The organism is Paenibacillus sp. Leaf72, from assembly GCF_001422685.1.
In the GTDB taxonomy this organism is placed as follows: Bacteria; Bacillota; Bacilli; order Paenibacillales; family Paenibacillaceae; genus Pristimantibacillus.
In genome coordinates this window covers 155,918-173,522 of the sequence record NZ_LMLV01000031.1, presented here as the reverse complement: position 1 = coordinate 173,522, position 17,605 = coordinate 155,918, and the positions used below count along the sequence as shown (strand labels likewise).

Here is a 17,605-nt window from a genome sequence, read left to right as displayed (position 1 = left end):
GGAAAGTCAATATTAGGTAGTTTCATTTTACAAGCCGCCAACTAGCGGCTTTTTTTGTTAGGGAAAGTATGTTGAATTTGCGTTTAGCTGACTTCTTATTTCTTTCGAAAAATATAAACAAATGATGGAGGGAAATTCCAGCGAACAAACTCACTTTTTTCGAGGATCAGTTGCTCGGCAAATTTCTTTTTCATTCGACGAGAGCAATGATAGGCAACTAAATATCCGCCTGGCCTGAGTGCTTTAATAATCTGATGTAGTATATTTTCCTTGATTCCATTTGAAAAATTAGAAAATGGTAATCCAGAAATAATACAGTCAAGCTGATGAACGCTTTCTTGATTCATTTTTTTTATTAAATAGGATGCATTAGAATGGAACATGGAGCCCGGGTATTTTACTTTTAGGTTCTCCCTCATTTTTTTGTCTCTTTCAAACAAAAACAACTTTGCGGAATCAGTTAGATGTGTATTAATGTGCGTTGTTATGGCACCAGTGCCTGATCCAAGCTCTGCGATTGCCTTAACTTCATTCCAAGGTATGGACTGTACAGTTTTAGCTGCAAGAAATCTTGAACTGGGAAAAATACCTCCTACTCGCTTTGGATTTTTAAGAAATCCTTGAGTGAAGTGCACTCCTTAGAATAGACCTTGGAATAAACCCTTGGTTTATCCGATTAAATTCTAAGGGGTGCACTTTTATGTAAGCAAAAAAAGGACAGAAGTTAAACATTTTCCTAAGTTACTGAAACAGAATGCCATTCTGGTGCTATCGAAAACCGTAGAACATTTAGGCGTACAAGATAAAGGTCAAATTAAGATTTGGATGAGGAAATGTAGTGAAGGCGGTCACGAAGCATTTGAAGACAAGCGAGGAGAAACTCATTAGCTGATTACTGGGCTACGTTCTTTCGGGATTCTGTAATATACATAAAGTCGGAATCATGCTAGTCAAGTCGGAATTTTAGCATTGTTTTCATAGGTTGGAGTAAGCTATAATCAAAAATTAAAATAAGCGCAAGGGGGCTAATTATGAGACCGTCTCATCGACAATGGCAGTTTTCCATTTATAAGCGGTTAATCATAGCCTTTATCATTGCCACCATTCCAATTTATATTTTGGCAGGCATCTTGTATAGCTGGGCGACGGGCATGCTTAGACAGGATATCGTAAATTCGGCTGAAACGCAGTCCGAAAACTACATTAGGGAGCTAAATGGCACGTTTAAGCGGTTTAATTCCCTGCAATACGATATGATGAACGACATGTATTTGGTTCAGCTCGTTAATGCGTATGATATTTTAGAATCGTATCGAAAAATTGAATTGATTAACTTTCTCCGCGCAAAGCTTGTCTCCATTCGGAACAGCAGTGACTTGATCTTTGACGTCCGGTTGTATTTATCATCGATACATGTGGAAATATCGGCGGTAGACGGGTATGGTGAGCTCAAGAAAAACGCGGTTCCGGCAGAAAAACTGAAAAATCCTTATAATGTGATCTCGTACAAAAACAAGCTGCTTATCGTCGCTTTTCCGCTTGATAGCTCACTCAGCGGGACACCGGAGCTTGTCGTGGAAATCGAATTGCGGGCTACTGAGTTGAAGCGGAGTCTAAAGGCTGCAGCAGAACGCGACTTTACGGGAGCAATGGTGCTTGGCCTCAGCAGCAGTTCAGACAGGATCATATCTGTCAAAAAATCAGAGCTTTCTCGATTAATGGAACAGAGTTATGCTTCTAACGTGGATGCGGAGAAACTGACGGAGGGTTCATTTTCCGACAAGGCTGAAGATTATATTTATGTGCGCTCAGTTGACAAGGAAAGCGGCATTTTTTTGGATCATTTTCTGTACAAGCCAACCATGTTTCGATCTGTCATTCCGTATATTCAATGGTTTTGGTTGTTTTTTGCTGCCACCATTATTATGGTAGGGCTCTATCTCTTCTATATTAACCGGGTCATAAACAAACCATTGGTTAAAATCGTGCGCGCGTTCAAACGAGTAGAGGAAGGGAACCTTGATCTGAATATTAGGCATCACAAGGATGATGAGTTTGGTTTTTTGTACGAACGCTTTAATGAAATGCTTGTTAATCTCCAAATATCGATTGATGAAGTGTACAACCAGCAAATCCATCGGCAGAATGCGGAGTTAAAGCAGCTGCAATCGCAAATCAATCCTCATTTTCTCTATAATTGCCTGTTCAGTATTATTCGGTTGATCAAGATGCAAAAAGAGGATGAGGCCGTGCAGTTTACAAATCAGCTCGCGAAATATTTTCAGTTTATTACACGTAATACAAGGGATACTGTCCCTTTAGAGAATGAAGCTGCACATGCTCGAAACTATGTCATGTTACAGCTAGCACGTTTCTCTGACCGGGTGACCATCGATTTTGGAGACATTCCGGAGAGGCTGAAGCCCATATCCGTACCGCGCCTGATCATACAGCCGCTTGTCGAAAATGCATTTGTACACGGACTTGAAAATGTGACAGAGGGCGGTCTTCTGCGGGTTTCTTTTGTTGAGCAGGCTGGTAAAGCGATCATTGTGGTTGAAGACAACGGGGAAGCTAGCGAGGAAGGGCTGGAGAAGCTGCAGGCATTACTATCAGAGGAGCAGGAGGCTGCGGAGGTTACGGGAACATTAAATGTGCATAGAAGATTGAGATATAGCTTTGGGCTCGGAAGTGGTTTGCAGGTAGAAAGAAGTGAGCTTGGCGGCCTAAAGGTTAAAATGATCATTGAGTGGGACGGAGAGATGGCGTATGTACCGAATGCTGATCGTAGATGATGAAAAGCTGCTGCTCGATGGCTTGTATGAATTGTTTTTGGAGTCTGAAGGGCATCGCCTTGAGCTTTATAAAGCCTCTAGCGCCATTGATGCATTGACTGTGATGTCGCAGCAAAGAATCGATATTTTGATGTCGGACATCAAAATGCCGAAAATGACTGGTTTGGAGCTGGGGGACCGAGTAAAGCAAAGTTGGCCGGAATGCAAGCTGATTTTCCTAACGGGCTTTGACGAATTTGACTATGTGCACCACGCCATAAACAATGGAGCCCAAAATTATATATTGAAATCCGAGGGAGACGAAGCGATCGTTGAGGCAGTTCGCAATACGGTGGCGGAGCTTGATGAGCAAATGGCTGTTGAAACCCTGCTCAAGCAGGCTGTGGAAACGCAGCGACAGCAGGCCGTTCATCATCGCTCCTTGATGCTTTCTGATGTGCTTGATGGACTTCAGCCTTTAGAAGAGCTATCTCAAACAACGATTGATCTGTTCGGAATCAGGCTAATGGCGAATAAGCCGCTTATTATGGTGGCTGCGCGGCTGGATCTGGCGTCGAGTGCCTTGCGGTTTTCTGAGAAAGAGCTGATGTTGACCGCGCTTCATTCGGTCTGCGTTCGGTATTTATCAGGCTATGTAAATATGATGGATGTCGTTTATAATCGGGAATATTATGTATTGTTCCTGCAGGCGCAAGAAAATACGCCCCCTCATCCCGAGGGATTGAGGACATTTTTGCAAGGCTCGCTGGAGACCATTCAAAAAACGGTGGAAAAATCAACCGGGCGTACCTTTTCTTTTGCGTACACAGATAACGCAGTCGATTGGGAAGGAGTGGCAAGGCAATTCACTACTCTGAAAGCGCTGCTCTCCCAATATTACGCGGAAAAGCAGATTATCGTTACGGACAAAAATCTGCCGTATGATGCTCAATCGAATGATGAGGAAGTACGCGGCTTCATCGATGTTTTTCACAAAAAAGCAAATGCGCTTGATCTCTATTTGGAAACAGGCAAGCGAGAGGAAGTACAGGCAATCGTTGCTGAGCTGAGCATGTATTCAAGCTGGCCTGCCATCGATGAAATCAGATATATAGAGCTGTATTCTGCAGTCGCGCTGCGTTTTTTGTCGGCTGCAAACAAATACGGCCTGGATCGCGACCCGCTAGCAGGGCCGCATGTCTCTAAGTTGCTTCATTCAGCAGCACTTCCTGAGCGAAGTGACGGCATTATTTTGCTTGAACATATGATTAATGTTTTTGAGAGCCATCATAATGCACAATCCTCCCGCTTGCGCGGCGATGTGCTCGGAGTGGTTCATACGTACATTGAGATGCATTTGGATGGCGATCTGTCCATGACGCACTTGGCGGAATTGGTTTATTTGAATCCGGATTATTTATCTCGTTTATTTAAGCAAGCCAAAGGCATAACGATTAGTGAATACATTGCCGTTCTGAAAATTCAAAGAGCCAAAGAGCTGCTTTCCGAGCCGCAATTGCTTATACAGGATATAGCCAAGTCGCTGGGCTTTACGTCAGCTGGCTATTTCAGCCGCTTCTTCAAGAAGGAAACAGGTCAAACGCCGCAGGAGTTTCGGACAAGCGGGTAAAACAGACATCAAACGGCGCAGACGAAAGGTGAAGGGAATTGGTTTATTTGAATAAAAGATTAGCCCGTGCGGTTCTAACTCTACTCATCATGTTGATTGGTTTATCGGCTTGTAGCGGAATCTCAGTGACCATAGACAAAAGTGAGGACCCAAGCGAGAATGGTCATGAAGCTGCTCCTCTCATAACTCTGACAACTGGCGTCGGAATAAGCGATGTGATTGCGTCGGAGTTTTCGGAATCGAAGTGGGAGAATAGTGTTTGGTTGCAAGCGTACCGACAGGAGCTGGGAATTAATGTGAAAGCGGCATGGTATACCAAAGGTATGGAAGCCGCCAGACAAAAAGTCAGCGTCGCGATAGCTTCGGGCAAAATACCCGATGTGATTGCCGTTAATCAAGAACAGCTGTCTGCCTTATCCAAAACAAGCTTGTTTACGGATTTAACGGATATATTCGAGCAATACGCATCGCCGCTAACGAAATCGATTATAAGCGCAGATGATCTACGGGGCTTGGAGTCAGCGACCTTTGATGGAAAGCTTATTGCGATTCCTGGGCTAAACTCAGCCATTGACGGTGCTTCTTTCCTATGGATTCGCAAAGATTGGCTGGACCGGCTCGGGTTGCAGGTGCCTAGTACGACAGAGGAGCTCTATGATGTGATTCGTGCTTTTACACTGCGGGACCCGGATGGCAATGGCAAGCAGGACACGGTGGGTCTAGCGCTCAGCAACTCTTTTTTAAATACGGGTTTGGCTGAGGCGATTGGCCTATTTAATGCGTTTGATGCGTATCCTAAAATATGGGTTGAAGGGGAGAAGGGGAAACTTGTTTATGGGAGTGTACAGGCGGAAGTAAAGCCTGCGCTTGCCTTTCTAAACAAGCTGTTCGAAGAAGGGCTGATGGAGACGGATTTTGCCGCAAAGGATTCCGGAAGAGCAGGCGAGCTTGTAGCCAGCGGGAAAGTTGGCGTTATGTTTGGCTCCATGTGGAACGGGATGTATCCGATGCAGTTGACTAAAGACAATGATGCGGATTCCGACTGGCGGGCATATCCGATCGTTTCATTGGATGAGCAGCCTGCCAATCCGCAGGTCAAGCTCAATGTAGAGAACTATTATGTCGTACGCAGCGGCTATGCTCATCCGGAAGCGCTATTGAAATTGATCAATTTCTGGACGGAGCTTAATTACGGTGATACAACCCAAGAAAGATTTGACCATTTCCTTGGACCTTTACCTGCTCCAGGGCATCATTATGCGGTGGCAAAGGTATGGAAAGTAGAGAAAAACCTCCAAGCCCATTTGAAAATTATGGAGGCATTCCAGACAGGAAATCATACCATTTTGAACGCTGAAGAAAAAGGTTATTACGATAATATTCTCAAGTACCAGGCAGGGGATAATTCCAAAGCCCAATATGAGAAAGTATTTGGCAGCACAGGCTCTTACGCGGTCATGAATGATTACAAGCAGCGAAATCTATTTAAGATGGATGAATTTTATGGAGCTTCAACAGATGCCATGAATACCCGACTTCTAACGGTGGATCAGTTGGTAGAAGAATATTACACAAAGGCAATAATGGGAGTAGAGTCCCTCGATGGGTTTCAAGCCTTCATCGCCAAGCTGAACAAAATTGGTTTGGATGACGCAACAAGAGAAGTGAATAAGTGGAAATCTGGTAAGCTATAACATGTGAGTAAGGAAGAAGCTGGAAGCGTTCTCGAGATAAGAGGCTCAGCTTCTTTTTTTTGCGTTCACAGCGATTAGGAAGTCGGTAGAGTGCAAGAAATCTCGGAATTTTGAAATCGTTTTCTTTTTGTGCGAAGTGTAAGATGAACTTGTAAGCATTTCGCGATAAACAGAGGGGGAGCAAGCATGATGAAGAAAAATAGGAATGTGTATTCTACAGCAGCAGTCGTACTTTTAAGTGTATCTCTTCTAGCAGGGTGCACGGGTAATGGCAGCAATACGGCTAATAACGGACAGGCAACAAACGGGGGCAGTAATGGGGCTGCAGTAGACAATACGCCCGTAGATCCGACAGCAAAGTTCGATCCTCCTGTTGAACTTACGGTTGGCGTGATGATTGGTGATCCAATTGCCGACGGTTTTACAGAGGAGAAATGGGAAAACAGCGAGTGGATCAAAGCCTATCGCGATGAGCTTGGCATAGAGATCAAGCCGCTATGGTATACCAAAGGTGCTGATGCCGGTAAACAGAAAATAAGCGTAGCGATTGCTTCTGGCGATATTCCGGATTTGCTGGCCGTAAGCCAAGAGCAGCTGGCAACGCTTTCCAAGACCGATATGTATGAGGATTTAACGAATATTTATGATCAATATGCTACACCGCTTACTAAGGAGATTATTACGGAGGAAGGCAATTCCGCATTGGAATCCGCAACCTTTGGCGGCAAGTTGATTGCAATTCCCGGAACAAACTCGGCCATCGACGGCGCTTCCTTCTTGTGGGCCCGTCAAGACTGGTTGGATAAGCTAGGCTTGCAGGTTCCGAAAACGACAGATGAGCTTTATAAAGTAATGAAAGCGTTTGTTGAGCAGGACCCGGACGGCAATGGCAAGAAGGACACAGTGGGCATGATGCTGAACAGAGATTTCTTGATGCCAGGCGTAGCTGAAGCACTTGGTATCTTCAACGCATTTGATGCTTATCCGAAAGCTTGGGTTCGCGGAGCTGATGGCAAGCTTGTATACGGAAGCGCACAGCCGGAAGTGAAGGACGCACTCGTTTATTTGAACAAGCTGTATAAGGAAGGATTGATTGAAAAGGATTTTGGAGCGAAGGATTCAAGCAAAGCTGCTGAACTTGCCGCTTCTGGCCGTGTTGGCATTAATATTGGGGCGATGTGGAATGGGATGTTCCCACTGCAGCAAACAATCGATAATTTTCCGAGTGCCAACTGGCTTGCACATCCGATTGTTTCCAAGGATGACCAACCTGCTAATCCGCAAATTAAGCTGAACGTGGAAAACTATTTTGTTGTACGCAAAGGGTATGAGCATCCGGAAGCTATTATGAAGCTGTTGAATTTCTGGACGGACTTGAATTACGGCGATACGACACAAGCGGAGTTCGATAAATTTATGGGACCTGAGCCTGCTCCCGGCCACCACTATGCGGTTGCAAAAGCATGGAAAGCGCAGAAGAACTTGCAGGCGCATCTTAAAATTGTTGAAGCGTTCAAAACAGGCGATGCCTCTAAGCTGAATGCAGAAGAAAAAGGCTACTATGATAATATCGAGAAGTTTAAAGCGGGTGACAATGCGAATGCTCAATTTGAAAAGGTGTTTGGCGAGACAGGCTCCTTCAAATCGATGAATGAGTACGTAGAAAACAACTTATTTAAAATGGATGAATTTTACGGCGCTTCTACAGATGCGATGAAAAACCGATTGAAAACCATTGAACAAGCAGTAGTAGAGTACTATACGAAAGTGATTATGGGCTCGGATTCGGTAGACAATTTCGAAAAATTTGTTGAGCAGCTAAATAAGCTGGGGTTGGAAGATGTGACGAAGGAAGTTAACGATTGGGACGCAGCTAAGAAATAAATGAAGGCGGAGGGGCAACTCTAGTCCCTCCTTATTTTTATTCAGATGGATGGAGTGTATGCAATTATGGAAATGAAAGGAATCCGCAAACGCCGGTTTTCCACTGGTGCTTATCATATGATGCTTTTGCCAGCGGTCATCCTTGTGCTTATTTACAGCTATGGACCAATCATGGGTATTGCCATCGCGTTTCAGGATTTTGTTCCTTCTCGCGGCTGGTTTGGTTCAGAGTGGATTGGACTCAAAAATTTCAAATATGTGTTTGGGATGCCTGACACGATGAAGGTAATCGGTAATACTTTACTGATTTCGTTTATGAAAATTATCGTAGGCATTATTTTTCCGCTGACGCTTGCCATATTGTTAAATGAAGTGAAAAATGTCTTATTCAAAAGATCGGTTCAAACGATTGTCTATATGCCTTATTTTCTATCTTGGATTATTTTATCAGGCATCCTCATTGATATTCTTTCGCCGTCAGGTGGCATTATAAATAACTTCCTTCAATTTCTGGGTATGGAGCCTATCTATTTTCTCGGTGAAGGGGGCTGGTTCCGTTTCATTATTGTAGCCTCTCATATATGGAAGGAATTAGGTTTTGATACGATTGTTTATCTTGCTGCTATATTGAGCATCGACAAGTCGTTGTATGAAGCAGCAGCCCTTGACGGGGCAGGTCATATGAAGCAAGCCTGGCATATTACACTGCCTGGCATGAGGCCAATTATCGTGCTGCTAAGCGTGCTTAGTCTCGGAAATGTTTTGAATGCCGGCTTCGATCAGGTATTTAATTTATATAGTCCGCAAGTGTATTCCAGCGGGGACATTCTGGATACTTACGTGTTTCGGATCGGGATGGAGCAAATGCAATATGGCGTAGCGACCGCTGTTGGATTATTTAAATCGGTCGTGTCGCTCATCTTTATATGTGTTTCTTATTTGCTGGCCTACAGAATTGCCAACTATCGCATCTTTTAAAGAAAGGGAGGTACTCTCACGATGATCGAACGGCGCACGCCTTCTAGAGTTTTATTTTTGTACGCGAATTATGCTTTTTTGACGCTATTTTCACTAACTTGCCTCTTCCCTATCCTTCATATGGCGGCGATGTCGCTGAGCAGCAACTCAGCAGTCACGGCTGGTTGGGTGACGATTTGGCCAGTTGGCTTTAACCTCGATTCATACAAATATATATTTGGTAATCATATCTTTCTACAGACGGTGATTGTCTCTTTTGAGCGTTTGTTTCTAGGCGTATCGATTAGCCTCATTCTTACCGTACTGGCTGCTTATCCATTATCTAAGTCAAACTTGAAATTCCGTTCGAGAACGATTTATTCCTGGTATTTTGTTATCACGATGATCTTCAATGGCGGATTAATCCCGACCTTTATGGTTGTCAAAGAGACAGGTCTTATGGATTCCATTTGGGCACTTGTTATTCCTTCAGCAGTAAATGTATTCAATATCGTGCTCATGCTCAATTTCTTCCGTACGCAGCCGATTGAGCTGGAAGAATCTGCTCAAATGGACGGAGCTGGTGTATGGCGGACGCTTTGGAGCATCTATTTGCCGATCTCGAAGCCTTCCTTGGCTACGATCGCATTGTTTACAATCATTTTTCATTGGAATTCTTGGTTTGATGGCATGATTTATATGAATTCACCTTCTAATTACCCGTTGCAAACGTATTTAAGAACGGTCATCGTCGCTAGAGATTTAACGAATATGAATGCAAGCGATCTCTCGTTAATCGCCAATATTTCAAATCGGACGGTGCTTGCAGCACAGCTATTTGTTTCCATGCTGCCAGTCCTTTGCATTTATCCTTTCCTGCAAAAATATTTTGTTAAAGGTCTTGTTCTGGGAAGCGTGAAAGGTTAGCCAATTTTGTAACGATAGAGGTGCGAGATGAAACGGGATGAATTGAAAGCATCATTCCAGAATCCGGGTATCGATTACCGATCGGTACCTTTCTGGGCTTGGAACGATGAGCTGAAGCAGGAGGAATTGGACCGTCAAATTGAGGGGTTTCATGCGCAGGGGATGGGCGGATTTATGATGCACGTCCGAGAGGGACTCGAGACGCCTTATCTCAGTGAAATGTTTATGGATCGTGTAAAAGAGTGCGTCGCCAAAGCGAAGGAGATCGGTCTTAAAGCATGGCTTTATGATGAGGATCGATATTCCTCTGGTATGGGAGGAGGGATGGTTCCACGGCTTGGCGGTGACGCAGTGCGGGCTAAGGCACTGACACTTCATATATGCCGGGATTATCGTCCAGGCGCTAACCTCCGTTTTGTTTACCGAGCCGTCATCAAGGGAAATCATCTTTACTCGCTGGTACAACTATCCATAGATGAACCAAGCGAGTATCTTGAAGCTGCTAACGAGGTTTATCTTGTATTCGAACAACGGATTGCTGCCAAAAATGACTGGTGCCATGGCGATACGTATACAGATTTGATGAATCCCGAAACGACCCGATTGTTTATTGAGGCCAATTATGAGCCTTATCGCCAAGCTGTTGGAAAAGAGTTCGGCAAGACGATTCCTGGTATTTTTACAGATGAGCCCACGGTTAAAGGTTTTTCAGAACGTTTAAATGACTTGGAGCTGACCTGGATGACTTGGAGTGAAGTGATAGAGCAATCGTTTGAACATCGAAGAGGATATCCAATCGGAAGCCTGCTTCCCTATCTTTTTTTTCAGGGAGAGGGCTCGGAGCAGATCAGACATGATTACTGGCTCACGATAACGGAAACGTTCAGCGAATCGTATACGAAGCAAATTGGCGCTTGGTGCAGAGAGCAGGGAATCCAATTCACTGGACATTTCCATTCGGAGAGCAGTCTAATCGGTTCCACTTTGAACAGTGGTGCAGTAATGCCGCATTATAGGTATTTGGACATTCCCGGTGTCGATACCTTATGCGAGCAAACGGATGAGCATCTTACGATGAAACAGGCATCCAGCGTTGCAAATCAACTTGGGAAAAAGAGAGTCATAACCGAAACGTATGGCGTAACGGGTTGGGATCTCACCTTTGAGACACGTAGATGGATTGGCGATTGGCAATTTGCGCTGGGTGTCAATGTACTGACGCATCATCTTTCCTGGTATTCGCTGCGCGGCTGCCGGAAGCGCGATTATCCGCCATCCTTTAATTATCATACGAACTGGTGGGAGCACAACCGCGGCATGGAGGATTATTATGCCAGATTAAGCGCCGTGCTGAGTGAAGGCAAGCTAACTCGTGATCTATTGGTTATTCATCCCTCTACATCGGTGTGGACGAGGCTAGGGTATGACGTGAAGATAACCGATTGGAAAAACAGTGCCGGCAACGAGCAGGAGCTTCAAAAATATGACCGTGATTTCAACCTATTCGTGAATCGGCTTGTCCAGCTTCACCATGATTATGATCTAGGCGATGAACTAATCATGAAGGAATTCGGCAAGGTGAAGGGGGACCACATCGTTGTGGGAGAGGCCATGTACAGCTATGTTGTGCTGCCTTCACTAACGAATTTATTATCCTCTACCTTGGAGTTGCTGCTTGAGTTTATGAGTCATGGTGGTAAAGTAGCTTCCTACGGTGAGCAGCCTTCGCTAATTGATGGCAAGACATCAGACAAGCTGGCTGCGCTGCTGCTGCACGAAAGATTTACGCAAGCAGCCGATTTGAAAGAACTGGAGAGGCTGCTCGATAATGAGACAAAGCGTTCTCTCCGTATTCAAGAGCATCCTGGATCGGAAGCCCCATTCTTTATTCATATGCATCGTTCACTTGAGGGGCAATCGATTGCGTTCATCGTCAATAATGATCGTGAAAGAGGCTCTGAGGTTCAAATTATACTAGAAGGCGGCAGCTACTTGCAGGAGTGGGATGCTTGGACAGGTGAGATTAAAACGATTGAAACCGAAGCGACAGAGCATGGGGTCAGCTTTCGAGCTTCATTTGGTCCTGCTGACTCGAAGCTGTTTGTATTATTTTCGAATAAGCCGGAAGATGAAGCCGGGCAGATAAAGATATTTCCAGCAGGAAAGACAGACCTTCATTTGGAGCCTATAGGCTTCCAGCGCACAGCGCCCAATGCTTTGATATTGGATCAATGCCAGTATCGTTTTGGAGAAGAGGTATGGACAGAGACGATGGAGGTTTGGAAGGCTCAGCGCCTAATTCGGGAACGTCTGGGGATGCGGCAGGTGTTTCATTCCGGTAATTTACAGCGCTATTTCTGGATTCATGAGCCGCATTCGGGGAATGGAACTCCTATTTCGCTACGGTTTACCTTTAACGTAAACGATTTGCCGAGCAGCGATGTGTTTTTTGTGTTTGAGGATGCGGAACGCTTCAGCTTTACTCTTAACGGAAAGGAAGTGCCTGCGAAAGCCGAGGGTTATTATTTGGACGTCAGCATGAAGAAGCTTAAGCTGCCTGCACTGACTGTTGGAATTAACACAATAGACATTCAAATTTCGTATCAAAATGATATGGAGCTTGAGAATGGATACCTCATCGGCGACTTTGCTGTTAATGAGCATCGAGAGCTGATAAATGAACCATTAAAACTAACGTATGGAGATTGGCGCAGCCAAGGCTATCCTTATTATTGCGGAAGCATGAATTACCTCTTCGAGATGGAACATCCGCCGGAGCATAGCACAGGATGCAGGCTCGAGATTGGCCAGTACCAGGCTGTTTTGCTGGAAGTAAAGGTGAATGAATCCGCAAGCAAAACGGTTCCTTGGCGAAGCGAAGCGTTCATAGAGCTGGATACCATACTGAAGCCAGGCTTAAATGCTATAGCCATTAAAGTCGTGGGCAGTCCTCGCAATTTGTTTGGGCCGCTCCACCTTGCTGATCCTCGGCCTAGCTGGATGGATTGGTGGTCATTTCATCCGGAGGAGGGCGAATATACGCCCGAGTACCAGGGCAAGCCTTATGGACTTATGGAACCGCCAAAATTAAAGTATGGTCTTAAGTAAATATCAGGAGAGTGAATATCATTCGGCCTATTCATTTGCAAATTAAAAACTATGACTCCCCTCTTGCGATCGATACGGATTGTCCGATATTTGCTTGGCAGCTGGAAAGCAAAGATCACGGAGAACAGCAAGCATATTATCGTATAGTGGTTGCTGAATCGGAGGAGGCCTTGTTAGCGGAAACAGAATTATGCTGGGATAGCGGCAAAGTGAGCTCCTCCGAGCAGTTGAATATACATTATGCGGGGCAGCCGCTCCAGAGCCTTACTGTTTACTATTGGAAAGTAGCCGTTTGGAATCAGGCGGGCAAGCAGGCATGGAGCGAGCAGCAGCTACTGTTGACAGGCTATTTGCATGTAACGGAATGGAAGGCAAAGTGGATCGGCAGCGGAAGAAAGCAGCCTTTCTATGCCCGTCATGAATTTCAAATATTAAATAAAGTAAAACGGGCTTATGCTGTCGTTTCAGGGTTGGGTCATTTTAAGTTGTTTATGAATGGCAGCAAAGTAGGCAACCATGAAATGGACCCTGGCTGGACGAATTATCACCAGTCCGTGCAATATGTGTGCTTTGATGTAAAGGATCATATCTGCATGGGAACCAATGTCATTGGCTTATCGGTCGGCAATGGCTTTTATGCGGGAGATGCCGGCGGAAGACATTTCTACACGATAGGAAAAGGGTATGAAGCATTCGGAGAGAACCTGATTGCCATTGGAGAATGGCATATTGAGTACGAGGATGGCTCCAAAGCGCTAATCCTTACGGAAGCAGACCGCTGGAAGGTTAGAGATAGCGCAACGATGCTTGCGAATGTGTACGGATCTGAAAATTTTGATGCAAGACGTTACCCGGTCGGCTGGTATGAGGCTCCGTTTGATGCTGCAGAATGGGAGCAGGCAGTGGTGTTGGCAGCTCCATCAGGCAGATTGGTTCGCCAAAATCAGCCACCAATAACCGTGCGAAAAATATATGACACCATTGGAATTGAGGAGCCGCTTGAACAGGTATATGTCTACGATCTTGGACAAAACATGTCCGGCATGTTTGAGATCCATGTGAGCGGACCGGCAGGCAGCAAAGTGACGATCAAGCCGGGTGAGTTGCGAAATAAAGATAATACGGTTGCAACGCCTTGGGATATTGTTACTTTTTCTGAATACATCCTTGCCGGCACGGGTGAGATCGAGGTATGGAAGCCTGACTTTTCCTGCTACGGGGCCAGATGGGTGCAAATCGAAGGCTGTACGCGTGATGGTGGAGACCCTGCCAAGCCTGTCATACACGATGTCAAAGGTTACTTTGTCACTTCTGCCGCGAAAAATGTGGGCGAGTTGGAGGCGGATGATCCGCGCATCACACAGCTTGCCAAAATTATCATTAAAGCAATCGAGAGTAATTTACAGAGCGTACATTCGGATTGTCCGACGATTGAGAAGCTGGGCTGGGTAGAGACGGCCAGTCTGATGGGACCCTCCATTATGTATGTTAAGCAGGTGGAAGAGCTCTGGCTGAAAATAATGCGCGACATGATGGAGGCTCAGACAGAGGAAGGGCTCATTCCTGATATCGCTCCTGAGTATTCCAGGTTTGAAGAGGGGTTCCGTGATTCCATCGCATGGGGAAGCGCGATCATCCTCGTGCCAGAGCTGCTGTTGCAGACATACGGGAATAAGACCGCTATAGAAGAGGCATATCCGGCTATGAAAGCTTATATGGCTTACTTGCATACCAGAGAGATTCATGGCGGATTCATTGGACATGGATTAGGCGATTGGGGCATTGCACCGCAGACAGGCGGTGATTATGTTGAAAACGTGGAAACCGCCTTCTATTACGAAGCCTTCCGTTTGATGGCAAAATATGCTTTAATGCTGGGATATAACGAGGAGCATACGTATTATGCTGCCGAGGCGGAGCGAACTAAACAGCTTTATAATGAGCGTCTGCTTAAACCAGTTCCAGGTCAAAACCGCTACGCCTATTGCAAGCTGAACGGCGAATATGATCCAGAGAACCAGGTCATGCAGGCGATGCCGCTTTATTTTAGCTTGGTTCCGGAGGAGAAGCTTGCTGATATTGAAGTCGCATTGCTTCAGGCGACAGCCAGCCATCAGCTGCGCTCGGGAGAGATTGGGCTTCGTTATTTATTTGGCGCATTAGCCAAAATAAATCGAAACGATATCGTATTCGATATGATGATGCAGCCGGAGCATCCGAGTTATATCCGGTTTGTGGAGCAGGGCGAGACGGCTTTGCCTGAATTTTGGACGGACGATTCTAGGTCACGCAATCATGATATGATGGGCCACATCTTAGAGTGGCTATATAAGCATATGCTTGGTATCTCATCGATAAAAGACGCTTATCAAGAAATTGGGATCGCGCCGATTTATTTTGATAAGGTGCGTTTTGTGCGAGGAAGCTATCATTCCGTTAGAGGTATCATCCAAGTCGATTTCTCGCATGGGCAAGATGGAGTGAGATTACAGGTAAGTCTGCCTCCTAACACCATAGGTCAAGTTAAGATTCCACTTGCTTCAGCGAATGCCAAGGTATTAGAGGCTGGGCAGGAAAGGGAGTTCGATCCTGAATGGGAGAATGGCCAGCCTTATGGGGTAATTAAAATCAGCTCTGGCAGCTATAATTTCTATTCCCCGAAAGAATAAGTAGGCTTGCTTAGAACTGAACTGATCCCTGTTTATGAGACGGAGATCAAAAAACCTTTTCGTACTAAATAGCCAAGTGAAGCTTCTATAACAAGTATAGTGTTGTAAATAGTAAAGTACCTTAGAACTGCTAAAAAGACAGATAGATTCCAGGCCTTTTTGGAAACTGTCTGTTTCTTTCTTTTTTATCGTGGCTATATATCCATCAATATTCTTTTCGTTCCAAGGATACCCTCTATCTTTACTTTTTAGCACTTAGGTAAGAATGGCGATGTAGTGCTTCTGGACGAAAATCCCTTAGAGAGTGTTCAGAACCTTCATAAGATAGACGCTGTTATACGCGCAGGTGCTTATCACAGCAAAGAAGAACTGGATTCTATTAAGAAAAATGCAATAGTGAAATAAAAAATGAGAAATAGAGAAGACGATGGAAAGTTCTACTCTGCCGGATAGTGGCACATGGATCGGCATGGTTTGGAACTTGACCTCACCTTGTTGGACAGCGTGTGCGCTAGCGGCGACTCAAAAAAAGCACTGATATAGAAAAGGTTTTTCAATCCGTTAACCTGGTTAATATATCTATTATCCTTATCATATATCGAATAGAAAAAAGGACTTTTAGATGCCAGATTGAAACGAGTCGGAGACCGCAATAGCTTTCAACGACTCATTAACCAGTCTAGGCAATTTAGCAAGTAAGAACTATAGCTCAACAGCCTCTACACCTTAAGGCTGAAGAGTGTCAGCACTGAACACGATTCTATGCGGTTACAATGGCCAGCTCAAAATCCGCAGACAAATTTTTTGAGGTCGATCGATCTGTCGAGGGACAAGAACATTGTCTCATTGAAAGTCGCTATTTTAGCGTTTTTTTTGTTTTATCGGTATAAGTTCTTGTCCCGAGCCAAGGACAAGAACTTAGTATTAACACGTTTTTCTATTAACTACCGTATTACCAAGGCAGCTCTGTGTCCATATGAAAGAACTTGCCTGTCGGTCCGTCCGAAGGTAACGTGGCAAGCATTACGCTTGTCTTACCGCCATCTTCAAGATCCATATCAGCGTATTTTCCGCCCAGTGGAGTCTTCACCCAACCAGGGTAAGCAGAATTCACTTTAATTGGTGTATCCTTCAGCTCATGTGCAAGATGGGTCGTAAAGGTATTCATTGCCGCCTTCGAGGCATCGTAAGCAAGAAGCTTGACATCATAAATTTGAGCAGCGGGATCGGAATGGAGTGTATTCGATCCAAGCGCACTGGATACATTAACAATTCTTCCGGCTGGCGCTTTGCGAATCAACGGCAGCAGTAGCTGAGTTAATTCAACCATGCTGAAGAAATTGGCATCGAAGGTTTCACGCATAACGACCGGCGAAACGGTACTTGTTTCATTAATGGGTGCAAGATCTTCAATCTCTATCTGTATCCCAGCATTATTAATCAACATATCAAGCTTACCGTACCGCTGTTCAAAAAAATTGTAGGCAACTTGAAGGTCTTCGGCTAGATTGACGTCCAATTTGATATTCTCCGCTTGGATTCCCTCCGAACGAAGTGTATCCACAGCAACCTTCCCTTTCTCCAAATCGCGTGACCCAATAACGACAGTGGCTCCAAGCTTACCTAATTGACGTGCCGTTTCCAATCCAATGCCACGATTTCCTCCAGTTATAAAAGCAACTTTGCCGTCCATGTTTATAGTCATTTTTAAATTCTCCTTTAAGATTTATTTTATACAGTCCTTTGACTTAGCCTTGATGATTTTAGGATTGGCATCATACCTAAAATTAATGCCGCTTTAGATTTAAATCGAGAACGATCGTTCTAATTATGTTAAAAAATTTATCCCAGGACTGCTAAAGTTGTATTAATAATGCTTTCCAGCTTTTCTTTGTCTTCTGTCGTTTTAATCATTACACGCAATCCCACCTAAGCATTATGCAGATAGAGGGAAAGGCTCAC

10 protein-coding genes are annotated in these 17,605 nt (G+C 44.8%); 8 read left to right on the top strand and 2 right to left on the bottom strand.

The features are described 5' to 3' along the window. Window positions 1-95: 95 nt before the first annotated feature. Complete coding sequence (locus tag ASF12_RS24175; protein WP_056040382.1) at window positions 96-635, bottom strand: class I SAM-dependent methyltransferase; 540 nt, start codon at window positions 633-635, stop codon at window positions 96-98. 396 nt (window positions 636-1,031) lie between these two features. Here ASF12_RS24175 and ASF12_RS24170 point away from each other — a divergent pair, with 396 nt between their 5' ends. From ASF12_RS24170 to ASF12_RS24135, 8 genes are all read left to right on the top strand, one after another. Then, window positions 1,032-2,795, top strand: coding sequence for a sensor histidine kinase (locus tag ASF12_RS24170; RefSeq protein ID WP_056040380.1), 1,764 nt, complete (start codon window positions 1,032-1,034; stop codon window positions 2,793-2,795). Beyond that, window positions 2,770-4,404, top strand: coding sequence for a response regulator transcription factor (locus ASF12_RS24165; protein ID WP_056040377.1), 1,635 nt, complete (start codon window positions 2,770-2,772; stop codon window positions 4,402-4,404). Before ASF12_RS24170 ends, ASF12_RS24165 begins: the two co-directional genes overlap by 26 nt. A 263-nt stretch (window positions 4,405-4,667) precedes the next feature. Beyond that, window positions 4,668-6,098: an extracellular solute-binding protein gene (locus tag ASF12_RS24160; protein ID WP_056040375.1), complete on the top strand. Its 1,431-nt coding sequence runs from the start codon at window positions 4,668-4,670 to the stop codon at window positions 6,096-6,098. 186 nt (window positions 6,099-6,284) lie between these two features. Continuing rightward, window positions 6,285-7,982 (top strand): extracellular solute-binding protein, encoded by a 1,698-nt coding sequence (locus ASF12_RS24155; RefSeq protein WP_056040373.1) that lies wholly within the window; start codon window positions 6,285-6,287, stop codon window positions 7,980-7,982. A gap of 72 nt (window positions 7,983-8,054) precedes the next feature. After that, window positions 8,055-8,960, top strand: a complete 906-nt coding sequence (locus tag ASF12_RS24150) for an ABC transporter permease subunit (RefSeq protein ID WP_155973452.1) — start codon at window positions 8,055-8,057, stop codon at window positions 8,958-8,960. Between the two features lie 21 nt (window positions 8,961-8,981). Then, window positions 8,982-9,866 (top strand): carbohydrate ABC transporter permease, encoded by an 885-nt coding sequence (locus ASF12_RS24145; protein ID WP_056040371.1) that lies wholly within the window; start codon window positions 8,982-8,984, stop codon window positions 9,864-9,866. A gap of 27 nt (window positions 9,867-9,893) precedes the next feature. Next, window positions 9,894-12,974, top strand: coding sequence for a glycosyl hydrolase (locus tag ASF12_RS24140; protein WP_056040369.1), 3,081 nt, complete (start codon window positions 9,894-9,896; stop codon window positions 12,972-12,974). An 11-nt stretch (window positions 12,975-12,985) separates the two neighbouring features. Further along, window positions 12,986-15,643 (top strand): alpha-L-rhamnosidase, encoded by a 2,658-nt coding sequence (locus tag ASF12_RS24135; RefSeq protein ID WP_056040366.1) that lies wholly within the window; start codon window positions 12,986-12,988, stop codon window positions 15,641-15,643. Between the two features lie 952 nt (window positions 15,644-16,595). On the opposite strand, the gene ASF12_RS24130 is transcribed toward ASF12_RS24135, so the two are convergent. Beyond that, entirely contained in the window at window positions 16,596-17,348 is a 753-nt protein-coding gene (locus ASF12_RS24130; RefSeq protein WP_200931666.1) for an SDR family oxidoreductase, read from the bottom strand. Window positions 17,349-17,605 lie beyond the last annotated feature (257 nt).